This is a genomic window from uncultured Desulfovibrio sp., assembly GCF_944324935.1.
In the GTDB taxonomy this organism is placed as follows: Bacteria; Desulfobacterota; Desulfovibrionia; order Desulfovibrionales; family Desulfovibrionaceae; genus Desulfovibrio.
Map to the genome: position 1 here is coordinate 1 of NZ_CALUYG010000021.1, position 24599 is coordinate 24599.

A 24599-nucleotide genomic window follows, 5' to 3' on the forward strand; every position below is an offset into this window, starting at 1 on the left:
TGTAGAGGGGCCAGCCCCTCTCACCCCCTGCCCCCCGCCGGGAGGCGACCCGGCCCGGATGCCGGGCAAAAAACGGCGGGCCGGAGCGCGGCAAAAAGATCCGCGCGACGCATGTTGCCCGTACCGGGCGGCGGAGGGGGGCGGGGGAAACCTTTGCCCGAAAGGCCAAATGTAAAGAGCGCCAGCCCCAACGGCCGACGCCCTGCACGGAGGAAACGGGATTCTCTGCGAGAAGATCGTGGAGAAAGCCTCGGATCGGGCGGGAGGCCCGTGAGCCCCCCGCCCGAGGAGTTGTGTGGGATTACCGCTTCATGTTGATGACGGTTTCCAGCATGGTGTCAGTGGTGGTGACGCCCTTGGAGTTGGCCTGGAAGCCGCGCTGGGTGGCGATCATCTGCACGAATTCGGTGGTCATGTCCACGTTGGACTGTTCGATGCTGTAGGCGACGAGGGAGCCGAAGCCGTTGTCGCCCGCTACGCCGAGCATGGCATTGCCGGAGTCGCTGGTGGCGGAGTAGAGGTTGCCGCCTTCACGATACAGGCCCTGATAGTTTTCGAAGTCGTAGATGCACAGCTGCCACATGGGCAGGGTCACGCCGTTGTTGTAGGTGACGTAGAGGACGCCGTTTTCGTCAAACTGCATGTTGCTCATGCGGCCGGAACCGTAACCATCCTGCGCGGTCTGGTCCACATAGGTGTCCTTGTTGGCCACGATGGCGTTGTCCTGCTTTTCCGCGGCCGTCATGGTGGCGGCATTGGTGTTCAGGTTGACCGTGGCGCTGTAGGTTCCGTCGGCATTGCGGTTCAACTGGGTCATCAGACTGGCAAGGGTATTGCCCTTGGTGTCCGTGGCGGGCGTGATGGGCACAGGGGCAACCTTGGTCGTGCCGTCATGATCGTAGACGCCCGCGATGGTCGCTCCACCAGCGGGAGCGGAATAGTTGGTCGTTACGTTGGGATCGTTCAGGCCGTCGGCGACATCGACTCGGCCAGTGTCATTGTTATAGTAATAGGTTCCTGTAGCTGCATCATACAGGAGGGCGCGCGTCTGGGGGGTTGATGCACCAGACGTATCGGTATAGACACCATACACCTGATCCCCGGCTTGAGCGCCGCTATGGGCCGCAGTGATCGTCGTCGCCGTTGCTACGGTGTAATACTTGTTGTTGGCACCCATGTTCAGCAGGTTGGTACCATCAGTGTACTGGTATGCCGTACCATCGTCGGCAACGACCACATACTTGCCGCCGCTGACGGTAATATCTTGGTTGCCGCCACTGGTTGCCGCCACAGTACCATAAATCCGGTCGGTATCATTACCCGTCTGGGAAGTATAGTAGCCGTACTGGTCACCGTAAACGCAGTCTTGAGGGTCTGTCGCATCGCCGTAGACGAGTTCCCCAGCCCAGTTGCCGTTCGTGGACACATAGTAGTAGCCCAGAAGGGAATCCGTGCCCAGTTCCTGAACTACGCCGTTGGCATCCGTGAAATAGGGCTTGTTGTTCTCATTGAGCAGCACGGAATTGGCTTCCGCATTTTCCCAGGCCGGCTGGGCCACCTGCTTGAGGCCCATGTTCAGTTCGATGATGTATTCCTCGGCCTGGCTGTAGGGAGTCACGCCCGTGGCGGAGGTCATGGTTTCGCTCACGCTGTTGGCCAGCGGCTGCCCGGTGAAGTTGGCCGTGAAAGTGGGGTAGCCGTTGTTGGAGATCTTGGTGGGCTGCCAGGCGTTCTTGCTGTCCGGACTAAGCGCGACCTGATCGTTGGGGTCCGGGTTTTCCGTAGCGCCGAAGGTGTAGGCCGTCTGATTGATGAGGTTGCCCGCGGAGTCGAAGATCAGGATGCCGCTGGCCAGCACGCCGGCATTCTTGCAGGTCCCGTTGACCGGGTCATTGTAGAAGCGGGTGGGCTCCTTGCCCCAGGATTCGCTCTGCACATCGTAATCTTCCCCACCATAGGAGCGCATATCCTGATCCGGGGGAATGGTGACGAGATATTCGTACACCTTGCAGCCGGCGGGCAGGCCTTCCAGCGAATAGCCCACGCTGCCGTCGCTGCTGTTGCGTTCCAGCGCCACGGCGTCATAGTAGATGGTGAGCTCGTGCGTGCTGCCGCCTTCGTCATAGACCTTCATGGAGGAGGACTGCGCGTAGGCGCTGCCGGCCAGGGGCGGTTCGGCATTGGCGTTCCAGCTGTCGAACAGGGCGGTGAGCGGGCTGGTCATGGACGTGCTCTTGTCCTGATTGCTGATGTCGTTGAGCAGGCCCGTGCCGGCGGTGGAGACGTTGGTGGTGCGCTGGGCATTGATGTTCCAGCTTTCGAAAAGGACGTCCTGCGGGGAACCGCCGCCCACATAGGCGGACTGCACGTCGGTGGTGGTGCCCATGTCGGTGACGCCGTTATTGAAGGTCAGGCGCACGGTATTGTCCACGGGACGGCCCTGCACCACATAGCCTTGCGGATTGACGAACTGTCCCTTTTCATTGAAGTAGAAGTCCCCGGCGCGGGAGTAGCTGATGGCCGTGGAGTTGGGGTCGCGCACCCCGAAGAAGCCCTTGCCGTCGATGGCGAGGTCGGAAAAGCTGTTGGTGGATTCAAAGGAACCCTGCGAGAAGTCGCCGAGCAGGGCGTACACGCTGGTGCCCGCGCCCATCTGCACGGCACCGCTGGCGCTGGCGCCGCTGGTGTACAGATAGTCGTTGAAGTCCATGCGCTGGGCCTTGAAGCCGATGGTCGAGACGTTGGCAAGGTTGTTGCCCACGACCTGCATCTTCTTGCTATGAGAAAGCAGGCCGGAAACGCTGGTCCACATACTCGCAGAAAGACCGCTCATGATTTTCCTCCGTATTGATTCGTGCGGTTATATGGTTCTGGCGGCCGTGCACCGCCATGTGTGGCAAGAAAACTGATCAGGCGCTCTGGCTGGCGTCGGAGCTGCCGGAGCCGTCGGCATTTTCGGAACCGTCGGAGCCTTCGGTGTCGCTGTCGCCGCTGCCGGAGGCGCTGTCGTCCTTGTCGTCGTCGTCCGCGCCGGGCACCGTGCTGATCTGCGGATCCGCTTCGGAGACCTGTTCCACATCGCCAAGGGACATGTACTGACCGCCCTGGAGGCGCAACATGATCTCCGTGCCGTTGCGGAGCACGTCCGTCACCTTGTCGGCCACCAGCTGGGTCCCCACAAGGACGGGGTTGCCGCTGGAGTCCTCGCCGGTGACGGTCACCTTGTAGGTGCCGTCGGCGGCAAGCTGCCCGTCGCTGTTCATGCCGTTCCAGGCGAACTTGTAGACCGCAAGCGTGCCGTCGCCGTTGTACTGCGACATGCCGCCCAGCTGCTCGGTATAGACCACCTGGTTGGTGTTGGTGTCGAACACCTGGATGGTGGCCTTGGAGACGTCGCCGTTGAAGGTGTAGTAATACGGCGTGATGGTGGACGAGGTGGTGACCTGTCCATCAGCGTCCGTGGTGGACGAGCTGGTCTTGCCGATGACGTTGCCGGACGTGGTCACATACTTGCCGATGTAGCTCGTGGCATTGAACATGGACTGGTTGTTGACGGCATCAGTGATGCCCTGCATGGTCTCGTTCATGTTCATCATCTGTTCGAGGCTCGAGAACTGGGCCATCTGAGCGATGAATTCCGTGTCTTCCATGGGGTTCAGAGGATCCTGATACTGGAACTGGGTGACCAGCAGCAGCAGGAAGGATTCCTTGTCCAGATTGTTTCCCTTGTCGCTCTGATTGGCGAGGGCCTGACTGAACTCGTTGCTGACCTGGGTGATGGAATTGACAGCCATGACGTACTCCGTGCCGGCGTTTCCTTAGGCCACCACATGCAGGGAGCGGGTGGCATATCTTGCCGTTTCACCAAGTATATGCATAGGCTGTGCCAAGTCGTTTTCTTCCGGGTAGAGCCTTGAATTTCGCAGAGTTGAAAGGTTTTGCAGATGGGCGAGCTCTTCGCGACGGGCATCTTCTTCCTGTCGGGCGTTGTGCTGCTGCATATTTTGCCACTGATCGGCGCTGCCTTCGGCCAGATCCTTCCGCTGATTCTGGAGGCCCACTTCCAGCTTGTCGACCTTGAAGCCCTGCTGTTCCAGATTGATACGGATGGTTTCCAGCTGCTGGCTGACGAGTTCGGCGGTCTCGCTCTTTTCGGAGCGGATATTCGCGCTCACTTCACCATTGCGCATGGTGAGGGTCAGGGTGATGGCTCCCAGTTCCGCCGGGTGCAGCTCCACGTCGAGGCGGCGTACATTGCCGCGCATGGCCTGAAGGAAGCCGTCCTCCACCTGCTGCCCCACCTGACGGGAAAGGGGAGCCTGCTGGTCCTGCCGGGCGGCATCAGGGCGCGCCGCCTCAAAGCGGGGCGTTTCCTGCCGCGCCGTCAGGAACTGTGCGGAAAGATCGTTCGTCCTGTCCTGTCCGCTGTGCGGATTGCCGCCAGGATCGTTCTGCGCGGACTGCTTCCGTCCGTCACCGGAAGCGGCGACCGCATGGCGGGCATCCTGCACAAGGCCGATGCGTTCGGCGTCGGTCTTGCCGTCGGTCCGGGCGGCATCGCCGCTTTCGTCGGCAAGGCCCTGCCTGGCCAGCTGGAGACGACGCAGGCCGTCTTCATTGGCGGCGGCTTCGCTGTGTTCGCCGTACCGCATGCTCAGGCCGGTAGTGTCGGCCGCATCGCCGCGGCGGGCGTTGGCCCGGGCCGTATGCTCATCCGCGCCGGCCTTGCCCATGCCGGTGGCGGAAAGCCCGTTGTCCGTCTTGTTGATGACGGCGCTCTGGCGAGCGTCGGCACTGCGGCCTCCGGCTTCGCTGAAGCGGGCGGCCTGTTCGCGCGCGGCGGCTTCCTTCTGGGAAGCGTCAAGCGCGGCTTCCAGATTCTCGCGGGTCTGCTTCTGCACCGTGCGGTCGATCATGGCCTTGCTCTGCTGCACTTCACGGCTTTGCAGGGATTCGGCCTGCGCTTCCTTGTCCATGCGCTCGCGGGCCTTTCTGACGACCTGCCGTACCGTCTGGGCGGCGGCTTCATCCAGCTTGGCCTGCTTGCTTTCCCGCTCGCCGAGATAGGCGCGCGCGGGATTCATAAGGTTGCCGAACTGATCGCTGTTGCAGCGCAGGCCGCCGGCATTGCCGAACATGCTCTGGAGCTGCTGCTGGACGGATTCGGGCAGGCCGAGGCCCTTGGCCAGGGTCGCCATATCCTCACGGGAAATGTCGATGGTGCCGTTGTGGGCGGCGTCATTGAAGGTGCGCTGGATGAGCGCGAGGGCTTGCAGGCCCTTGCCCTGCTGCATGAGATCCATTGAGCTGGCTGCCAGCTCGCCGGAAGGATCGATCTGATTGAGCAGGCCGGTGAGGGTATCCATGTCGCTGTCGCTGAGCTTGACCGTGCTGTTCAGGTGCAGACTGGCCATGACCTGCGCCAGCATGGCGCCGTCGGGCGCCTGTATGAGAGCGTCGAGACCGCTCAGGGCGTCTTCCGGCGCGCCGGCCTTGACGAGGGAGGCGCGCAGTTCCTGGAGTTCCTTCTTGGTGAAGGTCACTTCATCCAGCGTGTAGAGCACGCCGTTGAGCGTATGGCGGCTGTAGGGCGCGTCCACCAGCGGGCCGGTGTTCTCATCATCGTCCAGGGCTGCCTTGACGTTCTCGGCCTCACCCCGATTGACGGCATTGATGGCGGAGTGCACGGATTCCAGAAAGTTCGCCACCGGGTCGGTTTCGTCGGAATTGAACGAATTCTGGAAAATGCCGGCAAAGTTGCCGGAGGCGGACGCCGCGACGGCTGCGCCCGTGTCCTGCGGCAGGATGCTGTAATCGGAAGGAAGAATTTGCATGGCAGACTCCTTGTGCCCCTTTATATTCAAGGAGTATGCCAATTTTGACAGATTTTTTTATTCCGTGGGGTTGTCGTGAAAAAAATCGGGGAGACGGCAAGGCTTTCCCGGCAAAAACAGCCTGTCCGGCCGTCAGGCGGCTCCCCTCAGTTCGCGGGCCGCTCTCGGGACAGCCTCGCCTTGATGCGCATCTTTTCCTGATACATGAGCTTGTCGGCCCGCTGGACGATCTCGGCGATGTCGCGGGGGGCTTCCTCCCAGAGAAAGCCCAGAGCCAGCCCGCCCGGATAGGCGGCCTCGCATTCCTTGCGCATGTTTTCCAGCTTGAGCTGGAAGGTATCCTCACGGATGTTCTTGCAGATAAAGACGAATTCGTCCCCGCCGATGCGGAAGATGTCCTCGCTGCGGAAATATTGGGTGAAGATGGCGCTCATGCCCTGGATGAACGCATCGCCCGCCTCATGGCCGAGAGTGTCGTTTACCTCCTTGAGATTGTTGAGATCGATAAATATGATGCCCACCCTGCGCGCCGGGGCCGCGGAAAAGGCCTGGCAGGCATCGAGGTAGGCGTTGCGGTTGGCCAGACCGGTCAGGCCGTCCCGCAGGCCGCGCATGGCGTACCCCTGGATAACCTGATCCCTGGATATGGCTTCGCCGATGAAGTGGGCAAGGGATTGCAGCAGAGAGAGGTCATGGCTGTTGGCGCGGGGATTGTCCACGCCGACAAAGCCGGTAAGCACCCCCTTGATGCGGAGCGGGACCACGTAGATCCCGACGATGCCTTGGGGTTTGAGCAAGGCGTACAGATCGGGGTGAGCGTCCCGGATGGCTTCAAGGTCGCCGACGGATACGTGGTTTTGCCTCTGGAACGCGGCGAACCACGGCGCGAAAACGGCATACGGGACGTGCTGCATCCCACCCTTTTCCTGAGTGACGCCTTTCTCGCACCATTCATGCGTATTGGCGACGATGGCCTCATTCGCGGCGCTCAGCCGCACCTCAAAGACATAGCAGCGATCCGCCTTGTAAAGCTGCCCGGCCAGCTGGAGGGCATTGTTCACGACCTTGCCGAACTCCTCGTCCCTCAGCAGCGTCCGCACGCAAGCCACAAGGGCATCCGCCATGTCAAGCTTGGTCTGGAGAGCGGCGTTCTCATTGCGGAGGTCGGTGATGTCGGTGGCGAATTCCAGATGGAGCGGCCTGCCCCTGAAAGAGATCAGCTTGTCTTTGACGCGAAAGGTTTTTCCCAGATGCGCGTTATGGTGTTCCCAGACATAAAATGAAGAGTGGGTAAGCTTCGGCGTTGGACAAAAGGGACAGGGAGCGTCCAGCCCCTGGAAGACCTGATGGCATTTCCGTCCGATCAGTTTTTGCCCGGCGGGGAAGTATCGCAGACAGACTTCGTTGTGCCAGAGGACTTCGTACGTCTCGATATCGTTGACATAGGCAATGCCGTCTAGAGAGGAGGCGACGATATCGGAAAGGCTTGCCTCTGGTCCGGCAAGGCATGGCGTCTCATGAAAGAAGCTTCGGCACATAGCGCTCTCTCTCTCTCTCTCTCTCTCTCTCTCTCTCTCTCTCTCTTGGCATGCAGCCGCCGGGCATCAGTATTCCATGTTTTTTGCGGAGAGCGTCTGACCATCGCGATGCCACTCCCTGTCGTTCTCGATATGGGTCATACTGGAGAAAAAACTTGCTGGTATGCTAATCTTCCGGAAGCGTCAAGTCAATTCCAGATGTGGGGCGGATGGACAGCTTTTTCGGAACCAGTGGGGATAATATCGGGGGATGTCGGGCAATATGGCGGAAAGAAGGAGGGCGCGCCATCTTCGGGCGGATCCCGGGGAGGGGCTGTATGCCCGGCTGACAGTCCGCGGCTTTGGGTATATGCTCCACCGTCATGGGGCCTGAAACCGCCATATCCGGCGGCACAGCCCGTCAACGCCATATGAAAAAGAGGAAGTTCACGTATGAAAAAACACGTTCTGGCCACTCTGGCGGCACTCGCCCTGCTGACGTCCCCCTGCCTTGTTCCCGCCGCGCAGGAGGCCGCGCCCGCTCCTTCCGGACCCGCGCCCGCCGCCGGGGCCGCCCCGGCCGCACGCGAGGCCGCCGGTCAGCAGATACACGGCAATCCGGGCAGCAAGGTCTATCACCTGCCGTCGTGCCGCTACTACAACAGCAAGGGCGCAAGCAAAGTCTTCAAGACGGCGGAGGAGGCCGGTGCCGCCGGGTACCGTCCGTGCAAGACCTGCGGCGGCAAGGGGGGCGCGTAGCCGCGCCGCTGCCGGGAAAGAGGGTGAAAAAAAAGAGAGGGGGCGCAGGGATATGCTCCCTGCGCCCCCTGACAGAGGCTTCGCCTCGTGTGTTGCCTTTTTCCATGGAAAAAGCGCGCTAAAACGTATAGACCAGCTGGAGGCGGCCGCCGATGCTGCGGCGCGTGCCGGCGGCCGCCTCCAGTGCCAGATCCAGCCGCAGCGGCGCGGTTTGCGGCGTCACGGCAAGCCCCAGCTCAAAAAGGGCGCTGCTGCCCGCCATGCTGGTGGAAGGGATGCGGATATCGCTGCTCCGGGAGGTCGCGCGGGCCGTCCCGAGACTTTCGTATTCCCAGCCCGCTCCCATGTAGACGGAAGCGGAGGGGAGGATATCCCCTTCAAGCCGGGCCCCCAGCCGCACGCGCGAGGAGTCCACGGCGTCAAAGTGGATGGTGTCGCCGTGGATGGTCGTGTCCTGCCCGTCCTGATGGGCGAAGAGATACTTGCCGTACACGTCCAGCGTCCAGTCCTCGCTCAGCGGCAGGAGCCAGCCCAGGCCGGCGTGGCCGCCATAATAGGGAGTGACGAGATCGTAGTCCGCGGGACGATCCATATTGTCCTGCAGGTCGTCGCTGTACCAGGAGGTATTCACCTGCCCGGCGCGGCCGCTGGCCTCGATGTAAAGGCCGCGCAGAAGCCCCTGGGTAAGGTCGATGCGTGCGAGCAGCCCGCCGCCTGTGTAGTGGGTGTCGCCATTGCCCGTTATGGTTTCGCCCGCCGCTTCCCGCGATGTGTTCAGGTTGCCGTAGCCCATTTCAAAAAATGCGCCCACCAGCATATCCATCCATGCCGTTTCGCCATGCCGGGCAAGACCGGTCACGAGGGACATGCCCTGTGTCGTCACGTCGGTATCCGTCGTCAGGCTCGCCGCGCCGCCGTAAAGAGTCGCAAAGGCCGCCCATCCCGTGGTATCCGTCTTCCGTGCGGCGGCACGCGCCTCGCGCACGCCCGCGCCGGCAAGCAGATCGCCGCCCTGATTGAGCATGCCCGCGGCCCCGATGCGGGCCTCGGTCAGCGCGCCTGCAAGGGGGTTGGCGCGGGAGCCGTCGATGCGGATATAGATGGAGTCGTCATTGCGGAAGATGGCCCCGTCATACAGGACGGCGTAGCCTTGCTGCAGACTGATGAGGCTGGAAACGTCCGCCTTGGCGATGGCCTGACTGTCGTCATGCACGAGCTCGAAGGTCTCGCCGAGGTGAACGTTCCCGCCGGTGATGATGTCCGGCAACTGGGCCGTGACCGTCGTGCCGTCGAAGTCGTCGTTCTGCGCGCCGCTCACGGTCAGCATGGGGACGCCCGCCGCCGCTGTCCCCGGCGCCGGAAGGACGAAATGCAGGTTGGCGAAACCCGCCGCACGGGCGACCGTCCCCTGCCAGCTGTCCACAAAGAGGGTATTGCCGCTGCCGCGCGCGGCCACGGCCTTACCGCCGACCTCGCCGCCGAAAAGCCGGATGCCTGCCGGCAACGTCGCCTGACGGCCGATGATGATGCTGTTGCCGGTCGCGCTGCCGCCTGCGCCTGTCTGTCCGCCGTAAATATCGCCGTTGACGCTGCCGTTATTGACCAGAAGGGTATTGTACGAGGCGCTTCCGGCTCCGGCAAGCATGCCGCCCACCAGATCGCCGTCCACCCGGCCGCCTTCCACCACGGCGATGGTGTTGTCGCTGGCGCTGCTGCTGCCGTTTGTGTCCCGAGCGTCGCCGCCGTGGACCGCGCCCGTCACCCGCGCCCCGCTGCCCACCACGATGGTGTTGCCCTGCAGAAAGGACGGCACGGCGGTATTGGTTGAATACGCGCCCGTAACATTGGTGACGGTGGTGTCGCTCAGGTAAATCGCGTTATCGGTGGCGGAAGCCCGCGTGGCGTTGCTTTGCACCGATGCGGCAATGATATTTTCATGGTCGCCGCCGGTTATGGAGATCACATTGCCGTCGGCCACGGCGTCGCCCCCCGCGCTGAAGGCGCTTGCGCCGACGGTCGCCGTGACCGAGCCGCCGGAGATGCTGATCGTGTTGCCGGAGGCCTCGGCCGAGCCCTTGCCGGCAGCCGAGCCGCCGTAGAGTTCGTCCACGCTCCCTCCGGCGATGCTGACAATGTTGCCGTAGGCGGCGGCGACCGCCGCTTTGGCGCTGTGGGCGCTGACTCTGCCGCCGAACACCTGGAGCAGATGGGCTGTGCCGTCGAGGCTCACCCGGTTGTTTGCCGTCATGAACAGGCCGTCGTCGCCGCCATCGGCATACGCATACCCGCCGTAAGCGGATGCCCACGCCCCCAGCTCGAGCGGTCCGCGCAGGGTCAGGGAATTGCCTGCGGCACTGGCGCTCGTCCCGCTGTGGGCGTATCCGCCGTAGATGTCGGGGCTGTCGCCGCTCAGGCCGCCGCTGATGGTGACGGCATTGCTGCCGGCCTGCGCCGTGCCGTTGTCGCTGCGGGCATAGCCGCCGTAAATGCTGCTGCCGATCGAACCGCCGCTGATGGTGACGATATTGCTGCCGGCCCGCACCGTGCCGCCGGCGCTGCGGGCATAGCCGCCGTAAATGCTGCTGTCGATCGAACCGCCGCTGATGGTGAGGCGGGCTCCTTCGGCCTGGGCATCACCGGTGCGCGGCTGTTCTCTCAGCCCGTAGACGTAATTCCAGCTGCCGCCGGAGATCGTCAGCTCACCGTCGCCCACCATATCCTGTGCCCGGGGGAGTGCGGAACCGCCCAGCAGAAGCAGCAGTGACAGCACGATCCCGGATCCACATCCATGAACACGACAGCAGTGCGGCATATCGACCTCCTGCGCGTAAGGGATTGACCTGAAACGCAGCGTCGTCGTGGCGGCTGCCATTGGTGAGACTGCCGCGCAGCGTCCCGTCGCGTTTCCCGGCAAAGAGGACACGGCCCATGTGAAGCATCATACGGAGAAGTCTTTCAAAAAAAGTATACGATCACTTTCGCAAGAAAGCAACATTTATATAAAAAGATACGTTGTGCTGCGTCCATGCGGTCGACCGCGGCAGGGGGGCGGCACGCAGGAGAGGGAACGAGACGTGCGTCGCTCCACGTCACGCCGTTGCCGGTCTCCAGGCAGCGCAGGTCACATGGTACGCGTCATGCCAACACTGCGCGGGCATTGCAATCCGCGAACACGCATGTCCCACGTTCATGGGGGACAGCCAGGCTGCCGGCCGCCGAGGAGATGGCGGGCGATCCGCGTCCGGCAGCATGCGCAAGCCGACAGGGCGAGACGGTGGTGAGGGACGGCAGCAAAAGAAGGGGTCACGGCGCTTGACCGTGCCCCCTTGTGCATTCTGGTGGAGAAGAGGAGACTTGAACTCCCGACCCCCGCCTTGCGAAGGCGATGCTCTCCCAGCTGAGCTACTTCCCCTTTTGTGCGTTCACACAAGAACGATATCTAGCCGAAACGCGGGAGCGTGTCAATCTTTTTTCCCGCTAACCGTTCGCCTCGGGGACAAGCTGGATGTAGGGACGCTTGAAGAGGCGCGTTTCCCCGCTTTTCGGATCATGTACGGAGTTGACGAAGCATTTCCAGGCGGCGTCGTCCAGCGGCATGTGGTCGCTGCGGTAGTAGAAGCCGGGGTAGCGGGTCTCTTCCCGGAAGGCCATATGCTGCATATGCAGGCGGACCGTCCAGAGGCGGTGGTAGTTTTCCCAGCAGCGCAAGAGCTCGTGCAGATCGCGGGCGGCCAGGCGCGCGGAGTCTTCCTCCAGCATGTCCAGCAGCTCGAAACCGCGTTCCAGCATGGCCTGCGAAGTGATGTAGAAGGTGGACACGCCACCGCCGTATTCGTCCGTGCATTTCATAAGCCGCAGCATGAAGTGACGGGGCGTGAGCATGTGAGGGTTCACCTCAATGTCGGTGGTGGCGTCCTTGTAGGTCTCGAAGGTGCGCCACGGCGCATAGATCATGTCGGCCAGGGCCTGCGGCGTCTGTGCGGGCACGGGCGTTTCGCCGGCATGGTCCACACACCAGCGCACCATCTGCTTGCCGGCGATGCGGCCTTCGGCATGTGACCCGGAGGAGAACTTGTGCCCCGAAGCGCCCACGCCGTCGCCGCAGGTGAACAGGCCCTCGATGGTGGTCATGCGGTTGTAGACCTTGCCGTTGGCGGCCCGGATCTTGTACTCCGCGGGGACCCAGTCTTCATCGGGCCCGGAGACCCAGATGCCGCAGCAGCCCGAATGCGAGCCCAGGAGGTAAGGCTCGGTGGGCATGATCTCCGAACCGCGTTCTTCCGGCGCGGTATTGGTGCTGGCCCAGAGATTGGCCTGGGCCACGCACATGTCCAGAAAATCTTCCCAGGCCTCGCTTTCCAGTGCTTTCTGCTGTTTTTCGTCAAGCGAGGCGAAGGTATTGCGCAGGGCCGTACGGGTGTCCATGAGGATGGGGCCGCGGCCTTCGCGCATCTCCCGCAGCATCATGTGGTTGCGCAGACAGGTGGGGACCACATGACCGCGCGCGTAGCCGCGTTCCTCATAGGGGCGCAGCATGCCCTTGTTGTTCTCGCAATAATCGTCGCCCAGGGCGTTGACGGCCTTGGCCCGGAACAGCAGGAACCATGCGCCCACGGGGCCGTAGCCGTCCTTGAAGCGCGCCGGCACGAAGCGGTTTTCCATCATGGTCATTTCCGCGCCGATCTGGGCGCTCATGGCGTAGGTGGAACCGGCGTTCCAGACGGGATACCAGGCCCGGCCCAGTCCCTCGCCGCAGGAGCGGGGGCGGTAGACGTTCACCGCGCCGCCGGCGGCCAGCAGAACGGCCTTGGCCCGGAAGACGTGTACTTCATTACGCCGGACGCTGAAGCCCACCGCCCCGGCGATGCGCCCGGGGTTGTCCTTGTCCGTCAGGAGGCGGACGATGAACACCCGTTCGAGGATGCGTTCCGGTCCCAGCGCCTTGCGGGCGGCCTCCGCCACGATGCACTTGTAGGATTCACCGTTGATCATAATCTGCCAGCGGCCGGAGCGTACGGGCTTGTCGCCCTTGCGCAGGGATTTCCCGGCAGCCCTGGCCTCGGCGCCGTCCAGGTTGTGGCCGTCATCCCCCTTGATCCAGCAGGGCAGGCCCCAGTCTTCGAAAAGATGGACGGAGTCGTCCACATGGCGGCCCACATCATAGATGAGGTCTTCGCGCACCAGGCCCATGAGGTCGGTACGCACCATGCGCACATAGTCTTCCGGGCTGTTGTCGCCGAGATAGGTATTGATGGCGGACAGGCCCTGCGCCACGGCGCCGCTGCGTTCCAGGGCGGCCTTGTCCACCATGAGCATCTTCAGGCCGTGGCGGTCTCCCCAGCGCACGGTTTCATAGGCCGCGCCACAGGCGCCCATGCCGCCGCCGATGATGAGCATGTCCAGATCGTGTTCGATGATGTCGGGAGCGGCCAGCGGCAGGCCGGCCTGCTGGTGGGATGCGGTATGGCTCATGCTTCCTCCCGGCGGGGGCTGTGGGTCCGAAATATGCGCTGTTTGTCCGGCTCGCTGACCGTGGCCCGTACCGGAGCGGCAGGGGCGGGGAGGACGGCCGGGGCTTCTTCCGTGCTCAGGCGGTTGTCTTCCAGCGAGGCATCCGGCCCGAGAGCCGCGGGCAGCTCGATGGAGTCTTCGGCGGTGGTGCGGATGGGGAAGCTGAAGCGTTTCTGCAAACCGTTACGGAAGCGGACGGTCCAGGAGATCTGCTGCGAACCGCGCAGGGGCAGGCAGACGCCGCCCAGCGGGGCAAAGTCCGCATAGGGACGGACGGAAATAGCCCCCTGCGGACAGATCTTGACGCAGGAATAGCATTCCCAGCAGGCGTCCGGTTCCTGGTTGAAGGCTTTCATGCTCGTGCTGTCCAGCAGCATGAGGTCATTGGGACAGACGTACATGCAGGCGGTGCGCTGACCACCCTTGCAGCCGTCGCATTTGGCGGGATCGACATAGGTCGGCATGGCGGCTCCTGTGTAAAAAGAAAAACCGTCGGGCATTCCGCGCCGCGAAGGGGAACGGGCTGTTACTCGCCGGTGGCGGCGGCTTCGTCCACGACCCAGATAAGGTCGCCGACCGTGGGCCGCACGAACTGGGCGGGCAGGGTCGGTTCATCCAGCAGGTTGAGGGCCTTGCTCAGCACGGCGTGCTTTTCCTTGCCGGTGACGAGGAACATGCAGCAGCGGGAGTTGTTGATGACCGGCAGGGTCAGCGTCAGGCGGTCGGCCTTGCGTTCCGGCACATATTGGTCGATGACAAGGCGTCTGCGCTCCACCAGCGCGGGGGAGTTGGGGAAGATGGAGCCCGTATGGCCGTCATCGCCGACTCCCAGCAGCATGAAGTCGAAGCGGGGGACCTCTGTGGGGCCGATGTTGAAATCAGCGCGGATCTGTTCCTCATACATGGCGGCGGCTTTGACGGGGTCAAGTTCGCCGCGCATGCGGAAAAAGTGCGTTACCGGCAGATGCGAGAGCATCTCGCGCCGGGCGAGGCCGTAATTGCTGTCCGGGTGATCAGGCCCGACACAGCGCTCGTCCACCCAGAAAAAGGTGATCTTGTCCCACGGCAGACGATCCGCCCAGTCATGGGCGGTCAGCAGACGAAAGAGCGGGATGGGGGTCTGTCCGCCGGACAGGGCTATCTTGAAGACGCCGCGTTCACTGACCGCCTCCTCACAGGCGGCGGCCAGGATGTGTGCGGCGCGTTCGGCCATGGCGGCCGGATTTTTATGGATATGTACGGAAAGATGTATGGAACGGCTGCGAGCTTGCATAAGGGGGACTCCTTCTGTTACGGAGGCGAGTATGCCACAGGCCGCAGGTGGAGAAAAGGCTTTTTTGGGGCGTTTGGCCGGCTTCGGACGACATGGCAGGAGGAAGACGGGCCGCTCCGGCGAATGCCGCCGGCCGTGATGGGAGCTTTGTGCCGGCCTGCCGTCGCATTTCCTGTTGAAGCCATATGCCTGATGACGTAAAAGGACCGAAAGGGCAGCGCCGTGTCCGGCATGCGCATGCCGCGCGCAACGGGCCCTTGCGCTGCACGTCTATCCAGGAGATGCCCATGCTGCCCGCCATTCATATCGACCCCGCCCTGCTGGAGCGCTGCCCGCACACACGGCTGGGCTGCCTTGCCCATATGGTCACGGTGGAGGAGTCCCGTGAGGATCTGCAGACCTATCTTGGCGGCGTGATCGCCCCCTTCCTGCGGCATATGCTTGAAACGACGCCGCTGGCGGACATCCCCAACCTGCGGGAGTCCCGCGCCGCCTACAAGGCCTTCGGCAAGGATCCCGGGCGCTGCCGCATCTCTTCGGAGGCCCTGTACCGCCGCATCCGGCAGGGCAAGGAGCTTTACCGCATCAACAGCATCGTGGACGCCAACAACCTCGCCTCCCTGGAAACGGGTTTTTCCATCGGCTCCTACGATCTCAACGCCATCAGCGGCGACATCGTGCTGCGCCTTGGCCGGGAGGGCGAAGCCTATGCCGGCATCGGCAAGGACAGCATCGACCTCTGTCACCTGCCGTTGCTCGCGGATGAGCAGGGGCCGTTCGGCGGCGCGACCAGCGATTCAACGCGCGCCATGATCACCGCAACGACGGCCGCCTGCCTGACCGTCATCTACGGTTTTTCCACCCTGGAACGTCTGGAGGAGGCCCTGGCTCTGACGGCCGGTCATTTCGCCGCCTATACGCAGAGTCGTCCTCTGGTCGCGCCGTTCGTGGTGCAGGGGGAAGTCTCCCGGTCCTGAGCGGAGGGCCGCGGGCACGCGTCCGTGCAGGAGCAGCCATGCAGCAGGCCTTTTCCTTTCAGCCCATCGGCATCGTCCGCAGCCGGCATCATCTGGCCGCACAAACGCCCATTCAGCCCGTCTATGCCGCCGACTTCCCCGGCACGGTGGAAGTATTTCCCGCCTTTGCCCCCGGGCTGCGGGATCTGGACGGCTATTCGCATATCTATCTGATCTATGTCCTGGACAGGGCCGGTGAGCCCCGTCTGACGGTCAAGCCCTTCCTGCAGGATGTGGAGCGCGGCATCTTCGCCACACGCGCGCCCTGCCGTCCCAACCCCATCGGCATGAGCATCGTGCCGCTCCTGCGGGTGGAAGGGAACATCCTGCATGTGGGGGCGCTGGACATCCTGGACGGCACGCCTCTGCTGGACATCAAGCCCTATTCCCGGCGATTCGACTGTCTGACCGCCACGCGCAACGGCTGGCAGGACGAGGTGGACGAGGCGGACGCCCGCATCCGGGGCCGCCGTGACTGCCCCGCCGGCACTGACTGATCATCGGCGGGGCTCGCGCTCCGCGATGGCCGCAGCGCGCATGCGTCCCGGGGCATCCCGCGTCGCCTGCCGTTCTGTTTCGTCATCTTTTTTCTCTTCTTTTTTTCTGGCAGCCGGCGGAAAAGCCGTGCACGGAATGGCGTCCCCCATAGGAATGGGGGATGCGGAAAAACATACATTCTTGTGTGTATTTATCGTCGTGCCAGCCTGAGTTGTCATGTTGCGGATAAAAGAGGTTTTGCATCAGGAGCGTTTTTCTTCAAAAAGGAATACTTTTTTTAAAAAAAATTATTTTCCAAAAAATACTTGAGATTCAACATTGTCTATGTAACCTTTGCAAAAAAAGAAGAGGAGAAGTGAATATGGCTCTTGATGACAAGGATATCCTCAATGCTGTTTTTGCACGATTCAATGATCAACCTGTTGAATTCATCATGGCTCAGTATGAGATCGCCAAACGCATGAGCATGGATATCGAACGCCGACTGGCGGGCATGCCGGCGGATGAGCCCGCAAGGATCTCTCCGCAGGGGGCGGGGGCAATGCCCGCACCGGAAGCGGAAAACGCGGAGGAAGCTCCGCGGCGGAAAAAGTTCGGCCGTAAGGATCTGATCTGCAAGCCGGAAGAAGCCATAACGGAGGACTTCATCAAGTGCTGTCTCTGCGGCAAGGAAAGCTCCTCCCTGACGTCCCGGCATCTGGCACAGCACGGCATCAGTGTGGAGGAATACAAGAGATTGTGCGGATATGCCGAGGATCAGAAGCTCATGTCCGGCAAGTTCGAACAAAAGATGCTCCATAACGTCCAGCGGGCCCAGCAGGTGCGCATGAAGAACCTGAAGGAGAAGGAAGAGAGCGCTTCCTGACGGCAGACCGCTTTTTGCCGCCTTCTTCCGGGAAAATACGCGGTTTTTGCGGAGGGAACGCGCATGCGTTCCGACCACGAGGCAGGGCGGATCATGGCGTGTGCGACGGCCTCCTTTTGCGTGCGGCAAAAGGGGGCTTTTCCATATCGTCTCGTCCGCTTTTCGTCATCCGCCGGTCGCAGGCGGGCTGCGCCGGGGCGAAATGGCCCCCTGCGCGGTACGCTGTCCGTTCTTTCAGCGGGACAGTGACGGATGTCCCGCCCCTGTCGCCATGCCCCGCTCCCGCGCGTCATGTCCGCCGACAGGATGGCGGTCTGGAAAACCCTGCTGGACGCCGCGGGCCGGATAAAAGGAAAACCGCCAGTTTTGCGTGTGGCCCAGCAGCCAGACCGCGTCCTTGCTGCCGTCGTCCGGGTTGATGCGGATGCGCAGCAGCCGGACGTCCCTGTGGTTTTTCCATTTGCGGTTGCCGCCGAAAAGGAAGTTGCCCAGACTCCAGGCCACCAGCGTTCTGCGCGGGCTGTCCTGAAGGATCTCCACCCCGCCGTAGAGGTGGCTGTGCGCGAACAGCAGCACATCGGCTCCGGCGGCGGCAAAAATGGTTGCCCACTGGCGTTGCCGGGGCGTAGGCGCAAGCTGCGTCTCCATGCCGTCATGGGAGTAGACGATGATGAGGCTTTCCGGTACGGCCTGCCGCAGGGCATGGATCCACTGCCGGAGCAGGGGATAGTTGAGGGTGACGATCTGCGGGCCGCTCCCGCGCTGGGACATGGGCGAACCTGTCAGCAGGTAGACGGGGACAGGGCTTGCGGGCGCGAGCGGCAGCGGCGCATACCGGCCGCGCGGATGCAGGCCGTTCTGGGGAATGCCGCTTTGCTCCAGCAGTTGCAGCAGGGTCCGGGCCCCCTCCTCATAGCCGTCGAAGACATGGTTGTTGGCGGTACAGGCTGCGCCGTTGGCAAAGCGCATCTCAGGAAAAAAGGTCGCGTCGGCATGGAAAACGTAAAGGTTGTCCTTGGAGACGGATGACGGGCCGGCGCTTTCGCAGTTCCAGAGGAAGACATCGGCCTGTTCGATGCGGCGGCGGGCCTCCGGCGCGATGAGGCTGGAAGGCGGAGGGACATCCCGCATGCCGCCGCCGAGGATGACGTCGCCGGCTGCCAGGATCTCCAGAGCGCGGCCATACGTCGGATGCGGACACAGGAAAAGGAGGATGACGAGCAGAAGGGAGGAGCGGCGGCAAGAGGGCATGGCGACCGGGCACGAAAAGGTGAGAGGGCGCAACAACGGCAACGTCCGTCTGTCTGCTCTTGCATACTTGGGCGATCAAGGCAAGTCTTTCCTGCCGGAGCATTTTGCCTTTGCAAAAGGCATGACGCGAGGCGGCGGTACGGCGCCGCCAGGCCCGACCCAGGCGGAACGCCGCGTTTTTTCCGCGAAACGTCAGATCTCGTATGGGGGGAGCGCAACACGTCTCACACGGGAACTGCGGTAAGGAAAAAGGGCTTTCCCGCGTGAGAGGGAAAGCCCGTGGAGGACGGGGGCGAAAGGGGGTATCCGCCGCCCGGGAAAGCGTTGCGCTTACAGATAGTCGTGGCGGACGACGGCTGAAGCCGCATAGGCCACGAGGGTGTTGATGTCATAGACGGGTATGCCGACGGCCCGCTGTACGGGAGCGGCAAAGGCGGACAGGTCCGTGCATTCCAGCAGAAGGGCGTCCAGCTTTTGGCTGGCGACGAAAGCCGCCGCCGTGTCCACGACCTCCCTTTGCAGACGGTCCAGGTCGAGGCTGGTACGCTTGCTTTGCAGGATGGTCTCGGCAAATTCGGGATTGTTCTCCATGCCCTGGATGCAAACGCTTTGCATGTCGGTCATGCAGTTGCCGAAGTGATCCTGCGTCAGGGAGGCCGCACTGGCGGTCAGTACGCCGATGCGTGCGCTCTCACCGTGCAGGAGGCGCAGAAGAGGCAGCTGCACAAGGCTGGAAAGCAGCACCGGTATCCGCACTTCGGCCGCTATGCGCTGCTGGAAGCGGGCCATGAAGCCGCAGGAGCCGGCAATGGCCAGTACGCCCTGACGTTCCAGCTCGCGCGCGCCTTTCAGAAAGGGTTCGATGAGTTCCGGCGTGGGGTTGAAGAGCATGCGGGGCACGTCCACGCCGCGGATGAGATATTGCACCGTGGGGAAAGGATAGGTCAGCGGATTACGCAGATGACCGCGCGGTTTGGGGAACTGCGAATCCAGGCAAAGGATGCCGACCGGAGTGTCGTAGTAGAGTTTTCCGCCCTGAAGGATCATGCTGGTTTTCTCCTGTCACAGTGATGGGGAAAAGCGGGGGAGCGCCGCAAGAGGCGTCAGCGGCGCTCCCCTTGCCTCTTCTACCGGGTCTTGTGCTTCAGCTCGCGTATCCATTGAAGGATGCCGAAAAGGACCCAGACACCGCAGGCAATATTGAGGGCAAAGGAAAGCAGGATGAATATCTTGAAGAATTCGTGCATGGTGAGCGTCTCCTACAGAACTTCGGGGGCATAGGCGCCGGAGGTCGGCACGGACCGCTTGGTCATCTGGTGGACGAGGAAGAGCGTCAGGCAGTTCAGGCTGATGCCCACAAGGTTGGCCGGGATGCCGAAGGGTTCGCCGAGGATCTTGTCGCTCCAGATGAGGAAGGCCAGACCGCCGACGACCATGGCCGGCGCGCCGGCACGGGGCGAGACCTTGCCCCAGAAGATGCCCAGCAGCAGCGGCGGCAGCACGGTGGACGGCCAGAACTTGAAGATGTAGAGCATGAGGCCGAAAACATCCTGGAAGAGGATGGCTACGACGATGGCGCCGCCGCCAACCAGCAGGGTGGACAGCCGGGACTGACGCAGCATCTCCTGTTGCGACGCGCCGGGATGGATGAACTTGTTATAGATGTCGCGCGTATAGGCGACGCTGGCCGTATTGATGAAGGCCGCGGCGCTGGACATGACCGCCGCCAGCAGGGCCGCCAGCACAATGCCGGTGACGCCGATGGGCAGCACGTCGCGGATGAGGTTGGTGAAGGCCAGGTCGGGCTTGACGTCGGGTTGCAGGGCCATGGAGGCAAGGCCGATGCCCGCGGTGGTGGCGAGGAAGAAGAGCCAGTGTACCGAGAAGATGAGCACGCCGGTCTTGCTGTCCTTGGCGGACTTGGTGGAGGCATAGCGCTGGATGAAGTAGGGGGCGCAGAATTCCCCGAACAGGAAGCCGAAGAACAGGCCGGCGAATTGGATGACGCCCCAGTCGGCAAAGGGCTTGAGGTTGTTCACATACTGCGGCATGGACTGGAGTTGAGCGATCATGGCGTCATAGCCGCCGGCCCGCTCGATGCCCAGATAGCCGCAGAGGCTCACCCCCACAACAATGATGACGTACTGGATGGCGTCGGTCATGGTGACGCCCAGCATGCCGCCGGCCCAGGTATAGGCCAGTGTGATGGCGGAGGAGATGAGCGCCGCCGGGATGAGGTCTATGCCGGTGGCCGTCTGCAGGATGGCCCCCATGGCCAGGATCTGCACGCCGAACAGGCCGAGACAGAACAGAAAACAGACGACGCTGGAAACGAGGCGGCCGGCCCGGCCGTAATACATGCCGCAGAGGTCGCCCACCGTGTAGACGTTGGGGATGGAATGGACGCGTCCGGCAATGCAGAGGCCGGAAATGATCTGATTGATGACCACGCCCATGAGCCCGGCAAAGACCACGACGCCCGTGGTGTGCATATAGGCCACGCGACCGATGGTGGCGCCGCCCCCGCAGAGAGTGGCGGCGATGGCCGCAAAGAAGATGGCGAGCGGCATGCCGCGACCGGCCACGGCATAATCGTCAAAGCTGGAAACTTTCTGCATGGACCACCAGCCGATGTAGACGATCACGAAAAAGTAAAGGATGATGATGGAATAGTCTAGCCAATGAATGGGCATGGGGAACCTCCTGAAATGCTGTCGTAGCTGGGGAAAACCTCTTCCTTGTTCACGGACGCGGTTACGCTGTATGATTCTCCTCGTAGCCGAGGCCATTGAGCGTGCAGTATTCATTGAGCAGGACGGGGCGGAAGGGCATGCGCACATGCAGCATGTCCACCTGGCGGGGAGGCAGGCCGGAGGCCTGGGCGGCCAGTTCGGCCAGCGCCGGGCCGCACATGCGTCCCTGGCATGGCCCCATGCCGCAACGGGTGAAGCGCTTGATCTCGTTGACGTTGGTGAAGCCTTCCCGCACGGCGGCACGGATGTCGCCGGCGCTGACGTTCTCGCAACGGCAGATGATGGTATCGTCCGGTACGGCGAAGATGTCGGGATGCGGGGCGAAGATGTGGCGCAAAAAGCCGCGGGCCCACTCCAGCCGGCGCAGTTCCCGCAGTGTCCCGGCGCTCCTGTGATCGGCCTCCGCTTCGCTGATGACGTGCAGGCGGCGTGCCGCGTCGATGCCTGCCAGCGTCCCCTTGAGCAGGCTGGCGTCGCCGCCGTGCACATAGGCGCTGTCGCCGGCGATGGAGATATGCTCGCAGCTCGTGCGGCCGCGGATGTCCGTGGTGGGATGCCAGCAGCGCTGCACCTCGTCCCAGGTCATGGCAAGGCCCAGCGCATTGGGGATATGCGTGCGGGGGATGATGCCCTCATGCCGCAGCAGCATACCGGCGGGCAGGCTGTGTTCGCCCTTGCCGTCCGTGTAGCGGACACGCTCCACATGGCCGTCTCCTTCGGCCCGCAGGCTGCGTACGTTGCGGATGATGGGGATGCCGGAGGAGAGGACGCGCCGTGCCATACGCAGCCCCTTGGCCAGGTAGGGCCGGTCGCCCAGGGCGGCGGGCATGTGGGGCAGGGCGGCCAGCCGGCGCAGGGTATCGCCCGTATCCAGCCAGGCGGCCACGGGGGCTCCGGCATCCAGCAGATGGCAGGCCAGCAGGAGCAGCAGCGGGCCGTTGCCGCAGAGCACGACGGGCTCCTGCCGGCTGAGCTGCGGCAGGCAGTCCGAGCGCAGCAAAATGTCCATGCCGCCCGCGCCCATGACGCCGGGCAGCGTCCAGCCGGGGAAGGGCACGGGACGTTCCATGCCGCCGGGAGCAAGGATGATGTGCGAGGCGGTGATGCGTTCCGATACGCCGTTACGGGAATAGCTCACGGCCGTGCCGTCGATGGCCCAGACCGTCGAATGCGGACGGTAATCCGTGCCGCCGGCGCGGAAGCGGGCCACCAGATCCAGTCCGGTTCGCCTGTCCTTCTCATCCAGCAGGCGCTGGGCAAGGGGGGATTCCACATTACGGAAAAGCTGACCGCCGGGAGCGGCCTGCTCGTCCAGCAGGGCCACTTCCAGCCCGCAGTCCCGGGCCGCGCAGGCGGCCGCCAGCCCGGCAGGGCCGGCGCCGATGACGATGCAGTCGAAATTAGTGACGTTCATGCCCTGTCTCCCTGATCCGAAAGGCCGTTTTCTCCGGGAACGGCGGGGCGCTTCTGGGTGTTGACCACCATGCCTTCGGCCACCTGCACCATGCAGGATTGCACATTGGGCCTGCCGTCGATCTCCAGCATGCATTCAAAACAGACGCCCATGAGACACCACGGGGCGCGTTTGCTGCCGTCCAGGCTGTGTTCGTAAAAATGCCGTTCATGGCTGTGGCCGAGCACCGCAGCCGCCACGCTGACGCCTTCGGGGACCTCGACGGACGTTCCGTTGACGATGATATGCACGGTTTTACCGGGGGTGTTGCTCATCTCTGCTCTCCTTTGCAGGTCAAACCGCGCTAACAGGTGAAGCCGAAGCGTTGCAGCGTCATGCCGCGGGCCGTTTCCGGGAGATTGCCGCCCAGCAGGAAGGGGGGCAGGAGGCGGGCATGCGCGGCCGCCATGGTGACGGCGCTGTGCGTGTTGATGAGATAGGCGTTGGCATGACCGGGCAGGCGGCTGTAGATGGCCATGCTGTCGTTGGGCATGACGCGCAGCCCCGTCCAGGCGCGGATGACGCGCTTGCCGGCCAGTTCGGGCCAGACGCGCATGGCCCACTGTCCTTCGCCGGAAACGCCTTTCTGTTCGATGGTCATCCGGTGGCCGGCATTTTCGTGCCGGAAACCGAGGATGACGGTACCGCCGAACGACTGCGTGGCCCCCAGCACCGGGATGGGCATGACATAGGGCAGGCGCTCCACCAGCAGTACCTGCCCCAGGTCGGGATAGACCGGCAGCGACGGCAGGGCGAAGCGGGCAAAGCGCCTGTTGGCCAGCCCCGCGGCCAGGATCAGCGTGCCGCCCTCGTAGATGCCGTTGTCGGTGGTGACGCGGTAACCGCCGTCGTACGGCTGCACATCCAGCACGTCGCGATCCAGGAGTTCGACGCCCTTGCGCGGCAGCGCCTCCCGAAAGGCCCGCAGCAGCGCCAGCGGGTCGATGACGCCGTCCTCCTCGCACCAGGCCGCGCCGACGACTTCTCTGCCAAAGCGTATGCCGGGCAGCAGAGCGTCCAGCTGCGCGCGGTCGATCATGTTGCCGCGGTATTCGCCCAGCGTGTCGCGCAGCTTGTCGATATACTCTCCGCGCTGCTGGTATTCCGCCTCGCTCAGCACGGGGATGAGTCCGCCCCGGAACTGCACGGGGATACGCAGGCCGGTGAGGGCCTCCAGCTCGCTCACCAGTTCGGGATAGGCCCGGGAGGACAAAAAGCCCCAGCGGGCGTAGTCCGGCAGATGCAGGAATTTCGACTGCACCCAGATGAGCCCGACATTGGTTCGCGAGGCTCGGTTGGTGGGCGTCTGACGATCGAGTACCGTGATGCGACGACCGGAGCCGGCCAGGCCGTAGGCCAGCGCCACACCGGTTATGCCGCCGCCCACGATCAGGATATCCTGTGCATGCGTTGCCATGAGGTTCCCCCTAGGGCTTCTTGTACGCCACGCAATCCACTTCCACGCGCAGATCGCTCATCATGGATGCCTGGACGCAGACGCGGGCCGGGGCGTGTTCCGCCGTGAAATACCGGGCATAGACCTTGTTGAAGCCGGCAAAGTCCCGGGGATCGTCCAGGTAGACGGTGACGCGCACCACATCGTTGAGGCTGTATCCCGCCATCTCAAGGACCTTTTGGAGATTGTCGAGGGTGACGCGCGCCTGGACGCTGATGCTGCCGCTGATGATCTCCCCGTCGGCATCACGGGGGACCTGACCGCTGACGTACAGCCAGCCGTCGGCGGCGACAGCCTTGGAAAAGGGCAGGGCGCCCGGTGCGGTCGGGGTTCCGAAGCGTTGAATGGACATGGCATACTCCTTTTGCAGGCGTCAGCGCCTGCCGCTACTTTGTCTGCGGGAAAAGCAAGGG

19 protein-coding genes and 1 tRNA gene are annotated in these 24599 nt (G+C 63.1%); 4 read left to right on the plus strand and 16 right to left on the minus strand.

What is annotated here, in order from left to right; translation table 11 throughout:
* Positions 1-301: 301 nt before the first annotated feature.
* The 4 genes from Q0J54_RS06310 to Q0J54_RS06325 form a co-directional block, all read right to left on the minus strand.
* Positions 302-2833: a flagellar hook-basal body complex protein gene (locus tag Q0J54_RS06310; protein WP_296304616.1), complete on the minus strand. Its 2532-nt coding sequence runs from the start codon at positions 2831-2833 to the stop codon at positions 302-304.
* Positions 2834-2909: 76 nt separating this feature from the next.
* Positions 2910-3794, minus strand: a complete 885-nt coding sequence (locus Q0J54_RS06315) for a flagellar hook assembly protein FlgD (protein ID WP_296304617.1) — start codon at positions 3792-3794, stop codon at positions 2910-2912.
* Between the two features lie 24 nt (positions 3795-3818).
* Positions 3819-5834, minus strand: a complete 2016-nt coding sequence (locus Q0J54_RS06320; RefSeq protein ID WP_296304618.1) for a flagellar hook-length control protein FliK — start codon at positions 5832-5834, stop codon at positions 3819-3821.
* A gap of 146 nt (positions 5835-5980) precedes the next feature.
* Positions 5981-7372, minus strand: a complete 1392-nt coding sequence (locus Q0J54_RS06325; protein WP_296304619.1) for a sensor domain-containing diguanylate cyclase — start codon at positions 7370-7372, stop codon at positions 5981-5983.
* 432 nt (positions 7373-7804) lie between these two features.
* On the opposite strand from Q0J54_RS06325, the gene Q0J54_RS06330 reads away from it, so the two are divergent.
* The gene (locus Q0J54_RS06330) at positions 7805-8110 is read left to right on the plus strand and encodes an Ada metal-binding domain-containing protein (RefSeq protein ID WP_296304620.1); all 306 of its coding nucleotides are present in this window, start codon (positions 7805-7807) and stop codon (positions 8108-8110) included.
* A gap of 118 nt (positions 8111-8228) precedes the next feature.
* Here Q0J54_RS06330 and Q0J54_RS06335 read toward each other — a convergent pair whose 3' ends face one another.
* The 5 genes from Q0J54_RS06335 to pgl form a co-directional block, all read right to left on the minus strand.
* Positions 8229-10880, minus strand: coding sequence for a hypothetical protein (locus tag Q0J54_RS06335; protein ID WP_296304621.1), 2652 nt, complete (start codon positions 10878-10880; stop codon positions 8229-8231).
* Between the two features lie 566 nt (positions 10881-11446).
* A tRNA-Ala gene (locus Q0J54_RS06340) sits at positions 11447-11522 on the minus strand.
* A 65-nt stretch (positions 11523-11587) separates the two neighbouring features.
* Positions 11588-13582 carry an adenylyl-sulfate reductase subunit alpha gene (aprA, locus tag Q0J54_RS06345; RefSeq protein ID WP_296304622.1) on the minus strand — a complete coding sequence of 665 codons (1995 nt, stop codon included), beginning with the start codon at positions 13580-13582 and terminating at the stop codon, positions 11588-11590.
* Positions 13579-14085, minus strand: a complete 507-nt coding sequence (gene aprB / locus Q0J54_RS06350; protein WP_296304623.1) for an adenylyl-sulfate reductase subunit beta — start codon at positions 14083-14085, stop codon at positions 13579-13581. Before aprB ends, aprA begins: the two co-directional genes overlap by 4 nt.
* 62 nt (positions 14086-14147) lie before the next feature.
* Positions 14148-14894 carry a 6-phosphogluconolactonase gene (gene pgl, locus Q0J54_RS06355; protein ID WP_296304624.1) on the minus strand — a complete coding sequence of 249 codons (747 nt, stop codon included), beginning with the start codon at positions 14892-14894 and terminating at the stop codon, positions 14148-14150.
* A gap of 287 nt (positions 14895-15181) precedes the next feature.
* Between pgl and Q0J54_RS06360 the strand changes: the two genes are divergently transcribed.
* The 3 genes from Q0J54_RS06360 to Q0J54_RS06370 all read left to right on the plus strand — a co-directional run bounded on the left by Q0J54_RS06360 (position 15182) and on the right by Q0J54_RS06370 (position 17273).
* Positions 15182-15871 (plus strand): phenylalanine--tRNA ligase beta subunit-related protein, encoded by a 690-nt coding sequence (locus Q0J54_RS06360; protein ID WP_296304625.1) that lies wholly within the window; start codon positions 15182-15184, stop codon positions 15869-15871.
* 38 nt (positions 15872-15909) lie between these two features.
* A complete protein-coding gene (gene tsaA / locus Q0J54_RS06365; protein ID WP_296304626.1) occupies positions 15910-16407 on the plus strand; it encodes a tRNA (N6-threonylcarbamoyladenosine(37)-N6)-methyltransferase TrmO in 498 nt (165 codons plus the stop codon).
* Between the two features lie 362 nt (positions 16408-16769).
* The gene (locus Q0J54_RS06370; protein WP_296304627.1) at positions 16770-17273 is read left to right on the plus strand and encodes a MucR family transcriptional regulator; all 504 of its coding nucleotides are present in this window, start codon (positions 16770-16772) and stop codon (positions 17271-17273) included.
* A 234-nt stretch (positions 17274-17507) separates the two neighbouring features.
* Here the strand turns inward: Q0J54_RS06370 and Q0J54_RS06375 are convergent, their stop codons facing one another.
* The 7 genes from Q0J54_RS06375 to Q0J54_RS06405 form a co-directional block, all read right to left on the minus strand.
* Positions 17508-18524, minus strand: coding sequence for a CapA family protein (locus Q0J54_RS06375; RefSeq protein ID WP_296304628.1), 1017 nt, complete (start codon positions 18522-18524; stop codon positions 17508-17510).
* Between the two features lie 330 nt (positions 18525-18854).
* The gene (locus tag Q0J54_RS06380) at positions 18855-19571 is read right to left on the minus strand and encodes an aspartate/glutamate racemase family protein (protein WP_296304629.1); all 717 of its coding nucleotides are present in this window, start codon (positions 19569-19571) and stop codon (positions 18855-18857) included.
* A gap of 212 nt (positions 19572-19783) precedes the next feature.
* Positions 19784-21217 (minus strand): sodium:solute symporter, encoded by a 1434-nt coding sequence (locus tag Q0J54_RS06385; protein WP_296304630.1) that lies wholly within the window; start codon positions 21215-21217, stop codon positions 19784-19786.
* Between the two features lie 61 nt (positions 21218-21278).
* Complete coding sequence (locus Q0J54_RS06390; RefSeq protein ID WP_296304631.1) at positions 21279-22691, minus strand: FAD-dependent oxidoreductase; 1413 nt, start codon at positions 22689-22691, stop codon at positions 21279-21281.
* Complete coding sequence (locus Q0J54_RS06395; RefSeq protein ID WP_296304632.1) at positions 22688-23005, minus strand: (2Fe-2S)-binding protein; 318 nt, start codon at positions 23003-23005, stop codon at positions 22688-22690. The genes Q0J54_RS06390 and Q0J54_RS06395 overlap by 4 nt, the downstream gene beginning before the upstream one ends.
* 29 nt (positions 23006-23034) lie before the next feature.
* The gene (locus tag Q0J54_RS06400; RefSeq protein WP_296304633.1) at positions 23035-24147 is read right to left on the minus strand and encodes an FAD-binding oxidoreductase; all 1113 of its coding nucleotides are present in this window, start codon (positions 24145-24147) and stop codon (positions 23035-23037) included.
* A gap of 10 nt (positions 24148-24157) precedes the next feature.
* On the minus strand, positions 24158-24538 hold the full coding sequence (locus Q0J54_RS06405) for a RidA family protein (protein WP_296304634.1): 381 nt from the start codon (positions 24536-24538) through the stop codon (positions 24158-24160).
* Positions 24539-24599: the final 61 nt, after the last annotated feature.

Excerpts from the sequence above, each read along its gene's own strand:
- Q0J54_RS06310 (WP_296304616.1), bottom strand. The coding sequence starts at position 2,833 with ATGAGCGGTCTTTCTGCGAGTATGTGGACCAGCGTTTCCGGCCTGCTT.
- Q0J54_RS06315 (WP_296304617.1), bottom strand. The coding sequence starts at position 3,794 with ATGGCTGTCAATTCCATCACCCAGGTCAGCAACGAGTTCAGTCAGGCC.
- Q0J54_RS06320 (WP_296304618.1), bottom strand. The coding sequence starts at position 5,834 with ATGCAAATTCTTCCTTCCGATTACAGCATCCTGCCGCAGGACACGGGC.
- Q0J54_RS06325 (WP_296304619.1), bottom strand. The coding sequence starts at position 7,372 with ATGTGCCGAAGCTTCTTTCATGAGACGCCATGCCTTGCCGGACCAGAG.
- Q0J54_RS06330 (WP_296304620.1), top strand. The coding sequence starts at position 7,805 with ATGAAAAAACACGTTCTGGCCACTCTGGCGGCACTCGCCCTGCTGACG.
- aprA (WP_296304622.1), bottom strand. The coding sequence starts at position 13,582 with ATGAGCCATACCGCATCCCACCAGCAGGCCGGCCTGCCGCTGGCCGCT.
- aprB (WP_296304623.1), bottom strand. The coding sequence starts at position 14,085 with ATGCCGACCTATGTCGATCCCGCCAAATGCGACGGCTGCAAGGGTGGT.
- pgl (WP_296304624.1), bottom strand. The coding sequence starts at position 14,894 with ATGCAAGCTCGCAGCCGTTCCATACATCTTTCCGTACATATCCATAAA.
- Q0J54_RS06360 (WP_296304625.1), top strand. The coding sequence starts at position 15,182 with ATGCTGCCCGCCATTCATATCGACCCCGCCCTGCTGGAGCGCTGCCCG.
- tsaA (WP_296304626.1), top strand. The coding sequence starts at position 15,910 with ATGCAGCAGGCCTTTTCCTTTCAGCCCATCGGCATCGTCCGCAGCCGG.
- Q0J54_RS06370 (WP_296304627.1), top strand. The coding sequence starts at position 16,770 with ATGGCTCTTGATGACAAGGATATCCTCAATGCTGTTTTTGCACGATTC.
- Q0J54_RS06375 (WP_296304628.1), bottom strand. The coding sequence starts at position 18,524 with ATGCCCTCTTGCCGCCGCTCCTCCCTTCTGCTCGTCATCCTCCTTTTC.
- Q0J54_RS06380 (WP_296304629.1), bottom strand. The coding sequence starts at position 19,571 with ATGATCCTTCAGGGCGGAAAACTCTACTACGACACTCCGGTCGGCATC.
- Q0J54_RS06385 (WP_296304630.1), bottom strand. The coding sequence starts at position 21,217 with ATGCCCATTCATTGGCTAGACTATTCCATCATCATCCTTTACTTTTTC.
- Q0J54_RS06390 (WP_296304631.1), bottom strand. The coding sequence starts at position 22,691 with ATGAACGTCACTAATTTCGACTGCATCGTCATCGGCGCCGGCCCTGCC.
- Q0J54_RS06395 (WP_296304632.1), bottom strand. The coding sequence starts at position 23,005 with ATGAGCAACACCCCCGGTAAAACCGTGCATATCATCGTCAACGGAACG.
- Q0J54_RS06400 (WP_296304633.1), bottom strand. The coding sequence starts at position 24,147 with ATGGCAACGCATGCACAGGATATCCTGATCGTGGGCGGCGGCATAACC.
- Q0J54_RS06405 (WP_296304634.1), bottom strand. The coding sequence starts at position 24,538 with ATGTCCATTCAACGCTTCGGAACCCCGACCGCACCGGGCGCCCTGCCC.